This window comes from Isoptericola sp. Y581 (genome assembly GCF_059445475.1).
This window is the reverse complement of sequence record NZ_JCAIUK010000004.1, coordinates 96,604-112,905: the sequence shown is the minus strand read 5'-3', so window position 1 is coordinate 112,905 and position 16,302 is coordinate 96,604. Positions and strand designations below refer to the sequence as shown.

Here is a 16,302-nt window from a genome sequence, read left to right as displayed (position 1 = left end):
ATCGGGAGGGTGACCACCGACCGACCTCCGCGCCTCCCGCTGCGCCGGCCCCCGCAGGGCCGGTTGCTCGGTGGCGTCGCGGCGGGCCTCTCCGCGCACCTGGGCCTGCCCGTGGTGGTCGTGCGTCTCGCCTTCCTGCTGTTCACGTTCGCGGGCGGGGCGGGCGCGGTGGCGTACGTCTTCTGGTGGGTGACGGTGCCGTCCGGCGACCCGCGGCTGGCGGCGGACACGACGCCGACGTCGCTGCAGCGGCTCGCGCCGCGGCTGCGGATGCGCGGGCCGGTGGCGGCGCTGCCCGTGCGGGACGTCATGATCGGGGCCGCGCTCATCGCGGGCGCGTTCATCCTGGTGGCCATGCGGGCGGGCTGGGACGTGGGTGCCTCGTGGGTGCTCCCGGTCCTCGTCGCCCTCGGCGGCCTGGCGCTCGCCTGGAGCCAGCTCGACGCCGCGCAGCGCGGCCGCCTCGGTGGGGCGCCGGGGACCGGGCGCTCGACGCTCGTGCTGCGCCTGGTCGGCGGCGTGATCCTCGTGATGGCCGGCATCCTCATGCTCATCGGCCAGGACGCCCCGGTGCCGGTGCTGCTGCAGGCCGCCGCCGCGTCGCTGGCGGTGCTCGCCGGGGCGGCGCTCATGCTGGCGCCCTGGTGGCTGCGCCTGGTGCGCGAGCTCGGCGACGAGCGCGCCGCCCGCGCGCGCGAGGCCGAGCGGGCCGACATCGCCGCGCACCTGCACGACTCCGTGCTGCAGACCCTGGCGCTCATCCGCTCGCGCGCCGACGACCCCGAGGCGGTGGCGCGCATGGCGCGTGCCCAGGAGCGCGAGCTGCGCGAGTGGCTGTACACGGATCGCACCGAGCCGGGCACGTCCCTCGCCGCCGAGCTGCGCACCCTCGTGGGCGAGGTCGAGGACGGGCGCGCCGTCGAGGTCGAGACGGTCGTGGTGGGCGACTGCGTCCCCACCGAGGCGACGTCGGCGCTGCTGCAGGCGGCGCGCGAGGCGCTCGTCAACGCCGTCGTGCACGGCCGCCCGCCCGTGACCATCTACGTCGAGGTGACGGACGCCGCGGTCGAGGTGTTCGTCCGCGACCGCGGCGACGGCTTCGAGATGGACGACATCGCGCCCGACCGGTTCGGCGTGCGCGAGTCCATCCTGGGGCGGGTACACCGCCGCGGGGGCACCGCCGACGTCTCCAGCCGCGCCGGCTGGGGCACCGAGGTGCGGCTGCGCATGCCGCGCGACGGCGACGAGGCCACCGAGCCCACCCCGCCGGTCGAGCCCACCGCCTCCGGCACTGACACCGACATCGATGAAGGAGCACGCACGTGACCACTCCCACCGCCGCGACGCCGCCCACCGGGCCGGTGCCGGTCGTCCTCGTCGACGACCATCACATGTTCCGCACCGGGGTGCGGGCCAGCCTGGACGGCCGCGTGGACGTGGTGGGCGAGGCGGCAGACGTCGACCAGGCCGTCGCCGTCGTGCACGAGCACCGCCCGCCCGTGGTGCTGCTCGACGTGCACCTGCCCGGCGGCAACGGCGGCGGCGGGGCCGAGGTAGTCCGCCGGTGCGCGGACCTGTTGGGCGAGACGAAGTTCCTCGCGCTGTCCGTGTCGGACGCCGCGGAGGACGTGGTCGCCGTGATCCGCGCGGGCGCGCGGGGGTACGTCACGAAGAACATCTCCGCGTCCGATCTGTCCGGCGCCGTGGTACGCGTGGCCGGGGGAGACGCGGTCTTCTCGCCGCGGCTCGCGGGCTTCGTGCTGGACGCGTTCGGCACCGCGGCGGGCGACGTCGCCGTCGCGGACGACGAGCTGGATCGCCTGTCCAAGCGCGAGCAGGAGGTGATGCGGCTGATCGCGCGCGGCTACTCCTACCGCGAGGTGGCAAGCGAGCTGTTCATCTCCATCAAGACGGTGGAGACCCACGTGTCGGCCGTGCTGCGGAAGCTGCAGCTCTCCAGCCGCTACGAGCTCACGCGCTGGGCGGCGGCGCGCCGGCTGCTCTGACGACTTCGCCGGTGCAAGCCCAACCAGCGGTGCGGTAGCGGTCGACGACGACGTCGACCAGCCCCGAAGGCGCCTCGTCATGGGCGACCAGCAGTGGCGGCGTCGTGACGTCACCGCCGGCCTTCGCCGCCAGGTCGGCGAAGGACCCGGGGGCCAGCAGGTACGACGCGACCACCACCCGTCGCCCGGGGCGCCCCGCGCGCGCGGCGTCGACGACCTCGTGCACCCGCGGCGTGGCGTTGGCGATGTACCCGACGGGCACCGGGCGCCGGATGCGCCCGGCGAGGCGGGCCGCGGTGGCCTCGCATTCGGCGACGGCACGGGCGTCGCTCGACCCGGCGGCCGCCAGCACCACGACGTCGTCCTCCCGGAGCCCGCCCCCGACGAGGCGCTGCTCGAGCACGTCCACGAGCCGCTCGTCCGGCCCGAGCGCGCCGCCGAGCGTCACGTCCTCGCCCCGCGCGACGGCGGCATCGACGTCCTCGCGCAGGTCCACGTGCACGTGGTAGCCCGCCGAGAGCAGCAGCGGCACGACGACGACCGTGCCGACCGCGGGATCGCCGGCGAGACCGGACAGGCAGGTGGGCACGTCGGGCTGCTGCACGTCGACGAAGCCGCCGTGCACGGCGGCCTCGCCGTCGAGCCGGTGCGCGACGGCGTCGACGAGCGCCGCGACGGCCCCCGCGCCGGTGGCCGACGCGGTGCCGTGCGAGATGGCGAGCAGCGCGGGCGAGATCATGCCCGCGACCCTCGGGCGCGCGTCGACCGGCCCGGTTTCGCGTGTGCGAACCGTCGTCACGACGACCTCACGGAGGGTGTGACGACCGCGTGAGCGGCGGCAACGTCAGCGGTCGCGGGCCCCGCCCAGGCCGGGCTGCGGCGTACCACGTCGCCCACCACGGTCACGGCGGGGGCCCGCACGCCGACCGCGCGCGCCCGCTCGGCGATGTCCGCGAGCGTACCCACCGTGGTGCGCTGCCGTGCGCGGAACCCGTCCTCGACGACGGCGACGGGCGTGGAAGCCGGCCGTCCCGCCTCGACGAGCGCGCGGGCGGTGTCCGCCAGGCGGGTGACGCCCATCAGCAGCACCAGCGTGTGGTCGGTACCGCCCGGCACATGACCCACGTCGTCGTGCCCGGTGAGCACGCTGAACCCGCGGGCGAGCCCGCGGTGGGTCACGGGGATCCCGGCGGCGGCGGGCACCGACACGGCGGACGTCACCCCCGGGACGACCTCGACCTCGATGCCGTGGGCGCGGCAGGCGTCGAGCTCCTCGCCGCCGCGCCCGAAGACGTACGGGTCGCCGCCCTTGAGGCGCACCACGTCCCGCCCGGCGAGCGCGCGCTCCACCAGCAGCGCCGAGATCTCCTCCTGCGGCACGGGATGGTGGCCGGCCGTCTTGCCGACGTCGACCACCTCGATGTCGTCGCCGAGCGTGGCCAGCAGGCCCCGGGGGGCGAGGTGGTCCACGACGACGACGTGCGCTGCGGCGAGCAGGCGGCGGCCCCGCACGGTGATCAGCCCTGCCGCCCCCGGCCCGCCGCCGACGAGGGCCACCCGGCCCGGCCGGGGCGCCACGCCGCCGGTGGGCGCCTCGGTGGAGTGGGCCGGGCCGGGACGCACCGCGCGCAGCGGCAGGCTGCCGTCGTCGAGCCCGGCCGCGACGGCGTCGCGCACGCGGACCGCGCGGCGCGGGTCGCGGCCGGCGGTGACGGCCACGGTGACCTGCCCGCCCGGTCGTCCGGCGGCGTCGGTGACGGGGGTGCGCGCCACGGCGGGCACCCACGCGGTGCCGAGCGCCGCGTCTCCGGCGGTGATGCAGAAGGTGCGCAGCAGCTCGGCGTCGGCTGCCACACGGGCGTCCACCTGGGCGTCGCCGGTGGCGGTGTGCACCAGCCAGGCGCCGTCGAGGTCGTTGTCGCAGTAGCCGCGCGTGACGCGCTCGATCGTGCCCGCGGAACCGAGCGCGGCGAGCTCGGGCACGACGTCGGGCGCGATGATCCGCACGCGCGCCCCGGCCGCGAGCAGGCTGCGCGCCCGGCGCAGTGCGACCTGGCCCCCGCCCACCACGATCACCAGGCGGCCGGCGACCCGCAGGCCCAGGGGATACGTGTCGTGCGCTGCCGCCGACGCTCTGCGGACGCTCATCCGTGCAGGCCGCACTCGGTCTTGTCCCGGCCCGCCCAGCGGCCTGCCCGGGAGTCCTCGCCGTGCGCGACGCGCTGCGTGCAGGGCTCGCAGCCCACCGACGGGTACCCGTCGCCGAGCAGGGGGTTGACGACGACGCCGTGCCGGCGCGCATACTCCTCGACCTCCTCGTCGGTCCACGCCGCGAGGGGGTTGATCTTGACGACGCCGTTGCGCCCGTCCCAGGACACCAGCGGCGCGTTGGCGCGGGCCACGGTCTCGCTGCGCCGGACGCCCGTGGACCACGCCTCGTAGCCCTCGAGCGTCCTGCGCATGGGCGCGACCTTCCGCATCGCGCAGCAGGCCTCCGGGTCGCGGTCGTGCAGGCGCGGGCCGTGCGCGGCGTCCTGTTCGGCCACCGTGAGCTCGGGCCGCACGTCCACGACGTCCACGTCCATCTCGATCTCGACGGCGCCGTGCGTGCCGAGCGTCTCGGCGAAGTGGTAGCCGGTGTCGCCGAAGAGCACGTCCACGAACGGGAGCTGCCGGGAGACCAGGTGCGCGAGCACCAGGTCCTGCATCGACGACGCGACCGCGAGGAACGGGCCGAACTCGGGGACCGCCCACGCCACGACCTCCTCGGCCGTGGCCTCCGGCCGGTCGCCGTCGGCGTGCAGCTGGGCCTGGCCGCGTTCCACCACGTGGCGCAGCTCCTCGGCGGAACGGCGACCCCGGGCGGAGCGGGCCTGCCGTCGGGCTGCGCGGGACTCCTCGCGCGCGGCCGCCCGCGCGCGCACCTGGGCGACCCGGTCGTTGCCGGTGAGGGAGGCGGGCTGCAACGTCAGCGGGGTGGACAGCTCGACGGCCGTCATCGCAGCGCCTCCTCGTCAGCCCGGTGCGCCCACTGCGCGAACGTCTCGTCGCCCTCGTGCTCGGCGTCGTACCGGCGCACCACGCGCTCGACGTATCCGCCGACGTCTGCGGCCGGCACCTTGAGGCCGCGCACCGTGCGCCCGAGCTCCCCGGCGTCGCGCCCCGCGCCGACGAGGCCGCCGCCCAGGTGCACCTGGAAGCCCGGCATCTGCTCGCCGTCCACGGTGATGATCTGGCCCTTGAGCCCGATGTCCGCCGTCTGGATGCGGGCGCAGGAGTTGGGGCAGCCGTTGACGTTGAGGTCGATTGGGCGGTCGATCCGGGAGGTGACGTCCCCGAGTCGCTCCTCCAGCTCGCCGATCACCCGCGCGGCCGTGTCCTTGGTGTCGACGATCGCGAGCTTGCAGTACTCGATGCCCGTGCAGGCGATCGTCGAGCGGCGGAACAGGCTGGGGCGGGCGGTGAGGCCGAGCGGCTCGAGGCCGCCCAGCAGCTCGTCGACGCGGTCACCGGGAACGCCGAGGACCACGACCTTCTGGTGCGCGGTGAGCCGGGCGGAGTCCGCGCCGACCTGCTCGATGAGGTCGGCCAGCCCGGAGAGCGTGTCGCCCCCGACGCGGCCTACGACGGGCGCCGCTCCGACGTAGAACCGACCGTCCTTCTGCTCGTGCACGCCCACGTGGTCGCCGGGGCGGGTGGCCGGCGCGGGCGGCGGGCCGTCCGGCAGCGCGTAGCCGAGGTACTCGGTCTCCAACACCTCGCGGAACTTCTCGGTGCCCCAGTCCGCGAGGAGGAACTTCAGGCGGGCCTTGTTGCGCAGGCGCCGGTACCCGTAGTCGCGGAAGATCCGGATGACGCCGTGCCACACGTCGGGGGCCTGGTCCTCGGTGACAAACACCCCGAGCCGCTCGCCGAGGCGCGGCGTGGTCGACAGTGCGCCGCCCACCCAGAGGTCGTAGCCGGGCCCGATCTCCGGGTGCACGACGCCGACCAGCGAGATGTCGTTGATCTCGTGCACCACGTCGAGGCTCGGGTGGCCCGTGATCGCGGTCTTGAACTTGCGGGGCAGGTTCGCCAGCTCCGGGTCGCCGATGTAGCGGCGCTTGATCTCGAGGATCACGGGGGTGGGGTCGATGATCTCGTCCGCCGCGACGCCCGCGACCGGGCTTCCGAGGAAGCCGCGGGGCGAGTCGCCGCAGGCCGTGGTCGTCTCCAGACCGACGGTGTCGAGGCGGCGCCAGATCTCCGGCATGCTCTCGATCTCGATCCAGTGGTACTGGATGTTCTGCCGGTCCGTGATGTCGGCGGAGCCGCGGCCGAAGTCCGCCGAGATGCCGCCCAGCACCCGCAGGGCGGCCGGGTCGAGGGCCAGGCCGTCGGAGCGGACCCGCAGCATGAAGTACTGGTCCTCGAGCTCGTGCGGCTCGAGCGTCGCCGTGCGCCCGCCGTCGATCCCGGGCTTGCGCTGCGTGTACAGGCCCCACCAGCGGAATCGTCCGTGCAGGTCGTCGTCGGCGATGGAGTCGAAGCCCTCGTGGGCGTAGATCGTCTCGATGCGCTCGCGCACCCCGAGCGGCGCGGCCTCCAGCTTGAACTCCTCGTTGTGGTTGAGGGGGGCGGTGCCGTCCACCTTCCACTGTCCGTGGGGGCGGGAGGTGCGCGGGGGGCGGCCCGGGCGGGCGGGGCCGGAGGCGGCTGAGGGTGCGGTGGCCTGCGTCGTCATCAGGGGGATCCTCGGGTCCTCGGAGGGCGGGACGCGCGACGACGAGCGACTCAGCTGGGGTGGGCTGAGGACCGACGGCGCGCGCCGGTGCTCAGGGCCGCGAGTCCGCGGCGGGGCTGAGGTAGGGCGCGATCAGCGACAGCAGCACAGACAGCTGCGCATGCCGCGGTCGGCGCACGCCGGCATCCCGTGACGAGTCGTCACGAGGAGGCGGTGCGAGGCCGTGGTCATGGCGACGACGGTAACCGCTGGGGGTGGCATCGCGCGATACCGGGTCCACATGCTGGGACCACATGTTGGGACGCGCCGTGGGCGGCTTGCCGAACGGTGCCGCGATGTGATGTGCGGCCGGTTGCGGACACCTGTGTCAGATCCCTGACCGCGCGCGGATAGGCTGACCGCATGGAGTTCCTCTATAACGTCTTCGTCGCTCTGCACTTCGTTGGCTGGGCGATCGTCATCGGCGGTTACGTCGCGTCCCTGAAGAGCCCCGGCCTGTACCGCGGGGTGTTCCACGGCGCGGCGACGGCGCTGGTGTCGGGAATCGTGATGATGGGACTGATCGAGTCGGGCACCGCGGGCCCGGATGTCGATCGCATGAAGCTCACGGTCAAGCTCGTCATCGCGCTGATCATCGCGATCCTTGCGTTCGTCGCCAAGCGCCAGGGCTCGAAGGGCGACAACGGCACGGGTGCCGTGACCCCCGCGCTCAAGCACTCGATCGGCGCGCTGACGCTGGTCAACATCCTGGTCGCGGTCTTCTGGAACTGAGCCCGCAGGGCTTCTCGGGGCGGCCGGGATGAGCGCGCTGGGGGAGGTCCTGGTCGGCCTCACGATCGCCGTCGGCCTGGTCGGCATCGTCGTGCAGGTGCTGCCCGGCAACGTGCTCGTGCTGGGCAGCATCCTCGTGTGGGCGTGGGTCACCGGCGGCACCGCCGCGTGGGTCTGCTTCGCGATCGCCGCGGTGGTCGTCGTGTTCGCCGAGACCGGGCAGTGGCTGCTCGCCGGCCGGCACATGCGCCGAGCGGAGGTGCCCTGGGGCACGCTCGCGATCGCCGGCCTGGCGGGAATCGTGGGCTTCTTCGTGGTGCCCGTGGTGGGGCTCTTCCTCTTCTTCGCCGGCGCGATCTTCCTGGTCGAGCTGGCCCGACGGCGCGACGCGGCCATTGCCTGGGCGGCCACGCGCGCGGCGCTCAAGGCCACGCTCATCACCATCGGCGTGCAGCTCTCCGGCGGCCTGGTGGCGACCGTGGTGTGGGTCGTCGGGCTGGGCGTGACCTGACGCGGGCACACCGACCCGACGCGGGCTCACCCGCGATGTTTGCGCGCCCAGGTCTGTCCCTACTGTCCCTACTGTCCTCACCAGGTCCGTCCGACCCGGACCGTCCCGCTTCAGTACGGGGGTGCGGCATCGCCGGGTGGCTCGTGGCGAGACGGCGGTTCGTGGCCGCGCGGCATCGTCAGGTGACGCGTGGACTCCGGTGGGGCGGGTTCGGTGCGGTAGGTGCGGCCGGTCGGTGAGGTCCATTCGAGGATGCCGCCCCAGCCGAGGGTTGCTGACGAGGCGCTGCCTGGTGGACCGAGCCGCCCGCCGGTGGGCGGCTCGCTTCGCTCGGGGACTTGGCGGACAGCCCATCGCGTCTGATGTTTGGTGACGTGATGTTTGCGGCACAGCACGGCCAGGTTCTCGGCCGAGGTGGTGCCGCCGTGGGCCCAGGCGGTGGTGTGGTCGAGGTCGGCGCTGCTGGCGGGGCGGGTGCAGCCGGGGAAGCGGCAGGTGGTGTCGCGGGCGGTGACGAGGGCTTTGAGGTCGGCGGGCACGGTGTAGGTGGTGCGGCCGACGGAGAGCACGGTGCCGGTCTCGGGGTGTGTCAGGAGCCGTCGGAACGAGGGGGCGAGGGCGGCGAGCTGACGCGCGGTGTCGGGGGCGATGGGGACGTGCCCGTTCATCGTGGCGGGGGCGTCGGTGATGCCGAGGAGCGTCAGGACCGGGACCGTGACCTGGATCTGTGGGCGGATCGAGCGGGCCAGGATCGCGAGCCAGGTCTTGCTCGAGCAGCTGTTGCTGCACCTGATCGTGCGCGAGGTCCGGTGCGGGGCGCGGGGTCTGCGGGTGATCGGCGGACGCACGCGATGCTTCGTCCGGGGCGCCGGCTCGTGGGGCGCCGGCTCCTGGGATGCCGGCCGAGGCGAGGTCGAGGGTGCCGTCCTCCAGGAGGAGGGCGGCGAGGACGTCGGCGCGGGCCTGGTTCGGCGTGCGCGTGTCGGTCGGATGCCCACTCGTGCCGTGCACGTTCGTGGTGGGGCTCGTGAGGTGTGCGGCGGTGCGGGTGAGGCGGTCGTAGGCGGCGTGGGCGAGGGGTGCGGGCAGGTGGGCGGTGAGCCAGGCCATGCCGTCCTGGCCGTCGTCGAGCCATACGGCGCGATGGGTGGCGGCCTCGGCGTGCCGGGCCTCGGCCGGGACGGGGTGTGCCACCTCGCGGGCGCGGCGGGTGCGGGCGGCGAGCTGGCCCGGCGTGCGCGTGACGCCGGTGGCGGCGGTGGACAGGGCTGCCGCCTCGACGCGGGCGGCTTCGTCGCCGGTGAGGTCGGCCACGTGCTTGGTGATCTGGGTGGCGTGTGCCCAGGACAGGCGTCCGTGGTGCAGCGCGGCCAGGGTGCGGGGGGCCTTGGTGGTCAACGTGACGGCGTGGTCGGCCAGGGTGGCGGCGGCGTGCTCCCCGAGGTGCAGGGTGGTCGCGAGCTCCGCGACCACGGCGCGTCGGGCGAGCTCCAGGCGCCGCGAGCTCGGTGCCGTCCTGGCGACGGGGTCGGCGTCGTCCACGAGGTCCGACTCGAGTACTTCCGCCAGCCGATATGCCCGTGCCACCAGCACGGCACGACGCGCGTGCAGCGTGGCGACCTGCTGCTCGACCTGGGCGATCTCGTCCAGCGCTCGGTCGAGGTCGGCGAGCGTCGGCGGGCGATGAACGGCAGGCGCTGTGGCTCTTGGGCCTCGAGCGTCCTCGGGTGCGTGCCGCGCCTCTTCGTCCAGGAGCTCGGCGATCGTCGGCTCCCACGTGCGCGGCATCACCGCCAGGCGGGCGGCCTCCTGCCGCACCCGCGCGACGTCGTCCGCCGGCGCGGCGGCCACGCCGGTCGCGCGGTCGGGGAGCGTCGTCGTCATGCCCCGAGCCTACCGAAGTTCGAACACCTGTTCCAGGCCCGAAGTCATCCTGTGGACAAAGGCTCGAACCGCGCGAACTCAGGCAGAGAGGTCCCTCGGGGCGTACATGATCACCGCGACGCCGGCCAGGCAGAGCACGGCGCCGAGCACGTCCCAACGGTCGGGGCGGAAGCCGTCGACGACCATGCCCCAGACCAGCGACCCCGCGACGAACACCCCGCCGTATGCCGCGAGGATGCGGCCGAAATGGGCGTCGGGCTGGAGGGTGGCGAAGAAGCCGTAGAGGCCCAGGGCGATCACGCCGGCGCCGATCCAGATCCACCCGCGGTGCTCGCGCACCCCCTGCCACACCAGCCAGGCGCCGCCGATCTCGAAGACGGCGGCGGCGAGGAAGAGCAGGATCGAGCGGAGCACGGTCATGGGCCGAGTCTCCCCGGCCACGGCGTCGGCGCGGGCTACCCGGCGGGGTTCTCCGTCACGTACAGGGTGTTGCCGTCCGGGTCGCGGAACTCGAACATCGGCGGCGCGGTCGGCCAGAGCAGCAGCTCCCCGACATCCGCGCCGGCGTCGGAGAGCGCCGCGTGCGCGTCGGAGGCGTCGGAGGTGATCAGCCTGATCTCGGTGTCGATCCCGGCGGGCAGGCCGTCCCCCGCGCGAACGAGGGAGACCGACGTCGGGGCGCCGCGCGAGGCGACGTCGATCCAGCGGAAGTCGTCCTGCAGATAGCCGTCGAAGCGGACCTCGAGGCCAAGGCTCAAGGTGTAGAAGTCGAGCGCTGCGTCCTGGTCGCGGACGGGGATCGCGACCGTGTGCACCCCGGTGAATCGGGCGGCGGGCATGGGTCCTCCTCGGTTCCGGCGGTGCCCGGGCCAGGGCCGGGCGGGTCGAGGTGTCGACCCTCGGGATGGCGGAGACTCATCGCCGGAGCCGGGCGCGGCCTCCCGCAGGAGGGGGCCGACCGGGGGCGCGGCATAGGGTGTGGCGACGTCGGACGGACGCGGACGGAGGAGTGATGACGGTGCAGGACGGGGCGGCCGGCAGGGCACGGGACGACCGGTGGACGGTGCGCGTCGCGACGATCGACGAGCTCGAGCCGCGGACCGCTTACGAGGTGTGGCGGCTACGCCAGGACGTGTTCGTCGTCGAGCAGGAGTGCGCGTACCCCGACCTCGACGGCCGGGACGCCGAGCCGGGCGCGCGGCACGTCGTGCTGCTCGACGGCGTCCGCGTCGTCGCCACCGCCCGGGTGCTCGACGACGGCGACGTGCAGCGCATCGGGCGCGTCGTGTGCCACCCGGACGCACGCGGGACAGGCGCCTCCGGGGCGCTGATGCGCGCGTCGATCGACGCCGCCACGGCCGCCGCGCCCACACACGACGTCGTGCTGGGGGCGCAGTCGCCGCTGACGGGCTGGTACGGGTCGTTCGGCTTCGAGCCGGACGGGCCCGAATACCTCGAGGACGACATCCCGCACACCCCGATGCGCCTGGGGCGCACGGAGGCTGTCGACCAGGCCTGAGCGGCGTCCGGCCGCCGCTCAGGACTCACGACGTGAGGCGCACCGTGGCGACGATCCCGCGGGCCCGCGCGTCGGCGTCCGGGATCTCGCCGAGCCCTGCGTAGACGGCGAGGAACGCCTCGAAGAGCGCCGCGCCGGCGAGCACGCGCGACAGCGCCCCCGTGTCGACGTCGGCGATCAGCCGGCCCGCGCGCGCCTCGGCGTCGAGGTAGGCCTGCACCTGGAGCGCCGGTCCCTGCGGCCCGGCGCCCTGGCGCCCGAGGCCGGCCCGGTGCGCGGCGAGCAGCTCGGGCGCGCCCAGGATCGAGGCGGCCATCGGGAACGACCGGGCGTAGAACGCCAGGAGCTGACGCACGAGGGTTGCGACGTTCCCCGCGACCGTGCCCTGGCCCACGAGCGCGTCCGGCGGGTCGAGCTGCGGAGCGCGCTCCGTCAGCACGCCGACGAACAGCTCCTGCTTGTCGGCGAAGTACTTGTAGAGCAGCGCCTCGGAGCAGCCCGCGGCCCGCGCGATCTCCTTGGTCGTCGCCCGGGCGATCCCTCGTTCGCGCAGCACCGTCGCGGCGGCGTCGAGGATCCGGTCCCGTGTGCCCATCCGTTCCTCCTGGTCTCGTGCGCTGAACTCGTGCGCTGATCTCGTCCGCGGCAGCGCGCCCATCGCTGTTGACATGCTCCCGGCCCCGCTCCATCCTAGGGGTGAGTGAACACTTACTCACCCCCATGCCTACCTCAACCGAAGGAGCGACAGATGAAGATCGCCGTCCTGGGCGCCACCGGCCGTACCGGCCGCCTGCTGGTGGACGAGGCCCGTCGCCGCGGGCACCACGTCGTCGCGGTGGTGCGCGACCCCGCCCGGCTGGGCGACCTGCGGCCGGACGACGTCGCGACCGCGGACGGGCTCGACGTCGCGGCGGTCACCGCCGCCCTGGCAGGGACCGAGGCCGTGGTGTCCGCCCTCGGGCCCGTGCCGGGCAGCGTGCCCGGTGTCCAGGGGGAGCTCACGGAGGTGCTGCTCCGCGCGGCGCGGGACGCCGGGGTGCGCCGCGTCGTGGTGGTGACCGCCAGCGGCTGGGTGGTGGACGGCGACGACCCGCTCAGCCGCTACCTCGCGAAGCCGATCCTGGCGAGGTCGCTGCGGGACGCGAACACGGGTTTCGCGCGCGCCGAGGCGGCGGTGCGGGGCTCCGGGCTCGACTGGACGATCGTGCGGCCGCCGATGCTGCGCGACGGCGCTGCGCGAGGGCGTCACCACGAGCGCCGGGAGGGCAACGTGCGGTGGCGCTGGTCGATGCGGCGCGCCGACCTCGCGGCGGCTGCGTGTGACCTGCTGGCCGACCCGACGGCCGTGGGAGCGACGGTGTCGGTGGCGGGCTGACCAGCGCCTGGGCGGCGGGGCACTGGGATGTCGGCCGCGACGCCTAGGCTTGGTCCACGATGACCTCCCTGTTCGACAGCCTCTCCTTGCCCGGGTTCGACCACGCCGCGAAGGACGACACCGCGCGCCTTCCGTCCATCGCACCGCGGTGGGACGACGACGCCGCCGACCCCGCGGCGGGCGCGCCCGACTGGGTGCGCGACGCCGCGGCCGGTGCGCACGACGGGGGGCACGACGACGCGACCCCGCGGGCTCGCGGGGCGTTCTCGCACCTGGACCCGGACGCCCTGCTGGACGGCCTGAACCCGCAGCAGCGGGCCGCCGTCGTGCACCACGGCTCGCCGCTGCTCATCGTCGCGGGTGCGGGCTCGGGCAAGACGCGCGTGCTCACGCACCGCATCGCCTACCTGCTCGCCACCGGCCGCGCCCGGTCGGGCGAGATCCTCGCGATCACGTTCACCAACAAGGCCGCCGCGGAGATGCGCGAGCGCGTCGTGGACCTGGTGGGTCCCGCGGGCGGGCGGATGTGGGTCTCGACGTTCCACTCGGCGTGCGTGCGGATCCTGCGCAAGGAGGCCAAGACCCTCGGCCTGCGCTCCAGCTTCTCCATCTACGACGCCGCGGACAGCCAGCGCCTCATCACGCTGGTGACGCGGGAGCTCGGCCTCGACGCGAAGAAGTACCCGGCCCGGTCGCTCGCGCACAAGATCAGCGACCTGAAGAACGAGCTGATCGACCCGGAGACGTACGCACAGAGCTCGGGCGCCGACGCGACCGAGGAGGGCTGGCGCGAGCGCTCCGCCCGGGCCGGTTCCGGCGCGCTGCCGGCGCAGGGGCCGGAGTTCGACACCGTGCTGGCGGACGTCTACCGCCGCTACCAGCAGCGGCTCGCGCAGGCGAACGCCCTGGATTTCGACGACATCATCATGACCACGGTCAACCTGCTGCAGGCGTTCCCGAACGTCGCGGAGCACTACCGGCGCCGGTTCCGGCACATCCTGGTGGACGAGTACCAGGACACGAACCACGCGCAGTACATGCTGGTGCGGGAGCTGGCGGGGGTTTCGACAGACTCAACCACCGAGGAGCTGGACCCGGCCGAGCTGACCGTCGTCGGCGACGCCGACCAGTCGATCTACGCGTTCCGCGGCGCCACGATCCGCAATATCGTGGAGTTCGAGGAGGACTACCCGGACGCCACGACCATCCTGCTGGAGCAGAACTACCGCTCCACCCAGACCATCCTCTCGGCCGCCAACGCGGTGATCTCGCGCAACCCGGACCGCAAGCCCAAGCGGCTGTGGACCGACGCCGGCGCGGGGGCGAAGATCGTCGGCTACGTGGCTGACGATGAGCACGGCGAGGCGCGGTTCGTCGCCGAGGAGATCGACCGGCTCGGCGACTCGGACGGCGTGCGCCCCGGCGACGTCGCGGTGTTCTACCGCACCAACGCGCAGTCGCGTGCGCTCGAGGAGGTGCTGATCCGCGTCGGCCTGCCGTACAAGGTGGTGGGCGGTACCCGGTTCTACGAGCGCCGCGAGGTCAAGGACGCCGTCGCCTACCTGCGCGCGCTGGCCAACCCGGACGACGACGTCAACCTGCGCCGCGTGCTCAACGTGCCCAAGCGCGGGCTGGGGGACAAGGCCGAGTCCATGGTGGCCGGGTTCGCGGACCGCGAGCGCATCTCGTTCGGTGGCGCGCTCGAGCGCGCGGACGAGATCCCCGGCCTCACGACCCGCACGTCCAAGCCGCTGTTGGCGTTCCGCGACATGATGCGCGACCTGCGCGCCCTCGTCGACGACGGCGAGTCGCCCGCGACGATCCTCGGCGCGGTCCTGGACCGCACGGGGTACCTCGCGGAGCTGCGTGCGTCCGACGACCCGCAGGACGCGTCGCGCGTGGAGAACCTCGCGGAGCTGCACGCCGTCGCGACCGAGTTCAGCGAGCTGGACCCGGAGGGCGACCTCGCGGACTTCCTGGAGCGGGTGTCGCTGGTGGCCGACGCCGACCAGATCCCCGCCGAGGACGTGGCCGACGGCGAGGCGGAGCAGCAGCCCAAGGAGGACCAGGGCGTCGTCACGCTGATGACGCTGCACACGGCCAAGGGCCTCGAGTTCCCCGTCGTCTTCCTCACCGGCATGGAGGACGGCACCTTCCCGCACATGCGCTCGCTGCACGACGACAGCGAGCTCGCGGAGGAGCGCCGCCTGGCGTATGTCGGGATCACGCGGGCGCGCGAGCGGCTCTACGTGAGCCGGTCCGCGGTGCGCTCGGCGTGGGGCATGGCCAACGAGTTCCCGCCCAGCCGGTTCCTCGAGGAGATCCCCGAGGAGCTGTGGGACTGGCGGCGGCGCGAGTCCTCGACTCAGGCGCTGCGGCGCGGCGGGTCGGCCTGGGGGGACCGGCGCACCTGGTCGTCGGAGCGCCGCTCGGGCGAGCGCCGGACGGCGGAGCGCCGCCAGCCCTCGTCGCCGTCGGCGCCCGGCGGTCGGATCGGGCGGCCCAAGGACGGTGCGACGACGTCCACGGGCGCCACGTTCGGGTCGGCGACGCCGCGCACGGCGACGGACGTCCCGTCGCTCGACGTCGGGGACAAGGTGACGCACGACGCGTACGGCCTGGGCACGGTCGTGTCGCTCGAGGGCAGCGGCCCCAACTCGGTCGCGCGGATCGACTTCGGCGCGGACGGCACCAAGCGGCTCCTGCTGCGGTACTCGCCGGTCACCAAGCTCTAGTCGGCGGAGCAACCCCGGCGGAGCTATCCCGCGGAGATCGAGCCGCAGCCGGTCGAGCTGGCAAAGCCCCCTCCTGCGCCGACGTTCAGCGTGAATCCGATCAGGTCGAGGTCGTCCGTCATGATGACCTGCACGAACGTCCCGATGCCGATCAGGCCTGCACCGAACTCGAACGTGCAGATGGAGCTGTTGAGGCGCGATCTGGGCTCCCGTGGACCAGCCGACGAACGTGGTGCGCAGCAAGGAGGCTGCCCTGACGGCGTTGATCGCCGGGCCGAACAGCCCGGAGTCAAGGACCTTGTCGGTGCTGGCGCTGCTCCTCGGGTCGGCGAGGACTGCCGCCACGATGCCCGGGCCGTCGGGCGAGGTGACTATCGCATTCGCGCCGGCCGTGATCGCGGACGCCACCCCCGAGACCTGGGCGAAGAGCTCGCCGCCCTTGCGGGCGATGTCCCCGGGCCACTGGAAGGTCGCGCCGAGGGCAGTGTGCTCCCGCGGTCATCGCGGACCTCAACGGAGCGAGGATCGATGCAGCGGCGCTCGCCGTCGCCGCCCCGGCCATCAGCCGAAGTTCGAGATGTGACCGCCGAACACCGTGGGGCCACCCCCGAGGCCGACCCCGGCCCCGATCGCGAATCCGAGGAGGTGGAGGTCGTTGCCGTACCAGAAGGTCTGCAACGACAGCGAGATCCCGAGGTCGATCGACACCTTGAGACCGAACACGTCGAAGTTCGTCTGCGAGGGCAGCTGGTTCGTGACTGCCGCGGCTGCTGCGCTG

16 protein-coding genes and 1 pseudogene are annotated in these 16,302 nt (G+C 73.9%); 7 read left to right on the top strand and 10 right to left on the bottom strand.

Features of this window, described 5'->3' with window-relative positions; genetic code table 11:
- Nucleotides 1-9: 9 nt before the first annotated feature.
- Both AC1C2W_RS09045 and AC1C2W_RS09040 read left to right on the top strand, forming a co-directional pair.
- Nucleotides 10-1,326: an ATP-binding protein gene (locus tag AC1C2W_RS09045; protein WP_495388546.1), complete on the top strand. Its 1,317-nt coding sequence runs from the start codon at nucleotides 10-12 to the stop codon at nucleotides 1,324-1,326.
- Complete coding sequence (locus AC1C2W_RS09040; RefSeq protein WP_495412928.1) at nucleotides 1,323-2,006, top strand: LuxR C-terminal-related transcriptional regulator; 684 nt, start codon at nucleotides 1,323-1,325, stop codon at nucleotides 2,004-2,006. Before AC1C2W_RS09045 ends, AC1C2W_RS09040 begins: the two co-directional genes overlap by 4 nt.
- Here AC1C2W_RS09040 and AC1C2W_RS09035 read toward each other — a convergent pair.
- From AC1C2W_RS09035 to AC1C2W_RS09020, 4 genes are read right to left on the bottom strand one after another with little or no spacing between them, the layout of a single operon-like run.
- The gene (locus tag AC1C2W_RS09035; protein ID WP_495412927.1) at nucleotides 1,972-2,745 is read right to left on the bottom strand and encodes a sirohydrochlorin chelatase; all 774 of its coding nucleotides are present in this window, start codon (nucleotides 2,743-2,745) and stop codon (nucleotides 1,972-1,974) included. The two genes, AC1C2W_RS09040 and AC1C2W_RS09035, sit on opposite strands and share 35 nt — an antisense overlap.
- A gap of 56 nt (nucleotides 2,746-2,801) precedes the next feature.
- Nucleotides 2,802-4,154 carry a uroporphyrinogen-III C-methyltransferase gene (gene cobA / locus AC1C2W_RS09030; protein WP_495412926.1) on the bottom strand — a complete coding sequence of 451 codons (1,353 nt, stop codon included), beginning with the start codon at nucleotides 4,152-4,154 and terminating at the stop codon, nucleotides 2,802-2,804.
- Nucleotides 4,151-5,005: a phosphoadenylyl-sulfate reductase gene (locus AC1C2W_RS09025; protein WP_495412925.1), complete on the bottom strand. Its 855-nt coding sequence runs from the start codon at nucleotides 5,003-5,005 to the stop codon at nucleotides 4,151-4,153. The genes cobA and AC1C2W_RS09025 overlap by 4 nt, the downstream gene beginning before the upstream one ends.
- The gene (locus AC1C2W_RS09020) at nucleotides 5,002-6,729 is read right to left on the bottom strand and encodes a nitrite/sulfite reductase (protein WP_495412924.1); all 1,728 of its coding nucleotides are present in this window, start codon (nucleotides 6,727-6,729) and stop codon (nucleotides 5,002-5,004) included. Before AC1C2W_RS09020 ends, AC1C2W_RS09025 begins: the two co-directional genes overlap by 4 nt.
- Nucleotides 6,730-7,131: 402 nt before the next feature.
- On the opposite strand from AC1C2W_RS09020, the gene AC1C2W_RS09015 reads away from it, so the two are divergent.
- Both AC1C2W_RS09015 and AC1C2W_RS09010 read left to right on the top strand, forming a co-directional pair.
- Complete coding sequence (locus AC1C2W_RS09015; RefSeq protein WP_495388540.1) at nucleotides 7,132-7,500, top strand: hypothetical protein; 369 nt, start codon at nucleotides 7,132-7,134, stop codon at nucleotides 7,498-7,500.
- A 28-nt stretch (nucleotides 7,501-7,528) separates the two neighbouring features.
- Nucleotides 7,529-8,011 carry a DUF456 domain-containing protein gene (locus AC1C2W_RS09010; protein WP_495412923.1) on the top strand — a complete coding sequence of 161 codons (483 nt, stop codon included), beginning with the start codon at nucleotides 7,529-7,531 and terminating at the stop codon, nucleotides 8,009-8,011.
- 110 nt (nucleotides 8,012-8,121) lie between these two features.
- On the opposite strand, the gene AC1C2W_RS09005 is transcribed toward AC1C2W_RS09010, so the two are convergent.
- The 4 genes and pseudogenes from AC1C2W_RS09005 to AC1C2W_RS08990 form a co-directional block, all read right to left on the bottom strand.
- The gene (locus tag AC1C2W_RS09005) at nucleotides 8,122-8,859 is read right to left on the bottom strand and encodes an HNH endonuclease signature motif containing protein (protein ID WP_495412922.1); all 738 of its coding nucleotides are present in this window, start codon (nucleotides 8,857-8,859) and stop codon (nucleotides 8,122-8,124) included.
- A 55-nt stretch (nucleotides 8,860-8,914) separates the two neighbouring features.
- A pseudogene (locus AC1C2W_RS09000) lies at nucleotides 8,915-9,799 on the bottom strand (DUF222 domain-containing protein); the annotation flags it as partial.
- 174 nt (nucleotides 9,800-9,973) lie between these two features.
- Nucleotides 9,974-10,315, bottom strand: coding sequence for a YnfA family protein (locus AC1C2W_RS08995; RefSeq protein ID WP_495412921.1), 342 nt, complete (start codon nucleotides 10,313-10,315; stop codon nucleotides 9,974-9,976).
- 35 nt (nucleotides 10,316-10,350) lie between these two features.
- A complete protein-coding gene (locus AC1C2W_RS08990) occupies nucleotides 10,351-10,734 on the bottom strand; it encodes a VOC family protein (RefSeq protein ID WP_495412920.1) in 384 nt (127 codons plus the stop codon).
- A gap of 173 nt (nucleotides 10,735-10,907) precedes the next feature.
- On the opposite strand from AC1C2W_RS08990, the gene AC1C2W_RS08985 reads away from it, so the two are divergent.
- On the top strand, nucleotides 10,908-11,414 hold the full coding sequence (locus AC1C2W_RS08985; RefSeq protein ID WP_495412919.1) for a GNAT family N-acetyltransferase: 507 nt from the start codon (nucleotides 10,908-10,910) through the stop codon (nucleotides 11,412-11,414).
- A 25-nt stretch (nucleotides 11,415-11,439) separates the two neighbouring features.
- On the opposite strand, the gene AC1C2W_RS08980 is transcribed toward AC1C2W_RS08985, so the two are convergent.
- Nucleotides 11,440-12,009: a TetR/AcrR family transcriptional regulator gene (locus tag AC1C2W_RS08980; protein ID WP_495388534.1), complete on the bottom strand. Its 570-nt coding sequence runs from the start codon at nucleotides 12,007-12,009 to the stop codon at nucleotides 11,440-11,442.
- Between the two features lie 153 nt (nucleotides 12,010-12,162).
- Here AC1C2W_RS08980 and AC1C2W_RS08975 point away from each other — a divergent pair, with 153 nt between their 5' ends.
- Complete coding sequence (locus AC1C2W_RS08975; RefSeq protein ID WP_495412918.1) at nucleotides 12,163-12,789, top strand: NAD(P)-dependent oxidoreductase; 627 nt, start codon at nucleotides 12,163-12,165, stop codon at nucleotides 12,787-12,789.
- 59 nt (nucleotides 12,790-12,848) lie between these two features.
- On the top strand, nucleotides 12,849-15,524 hold the full coding sequence (locus tag AC1C2W_RS08970) for a UvrD-helicase domain-containing protein (protein ID WP_495388532.1): 2,676 nt from the start codon (nucleotides 12,849-12,851) through the stop codon (nucleotides 15,522-15,524).
- 561 nt (nucleotides 15,525-16,085) lie between these two features.
- Here the strand turns inward: AC1C2W_RS08970 and AC1C2W_RS08965 are convergent.
- Nucleotides 16,086-16,247 carry a hypothetical protein gene (locus AC1C2W_RS08965; protein WP_495412917.1) on the bottom strand — a complete coding sequence of 54 codons (162 nt, stop codon included), beginning with the start codon at nucleotides 16,245-16,247 and terminating at the stop codon, nucleotides 16,086-16,088.
- Between the last annotated feature and the right edge of the window lie 55 nt (nucleotides 16,248-16,302).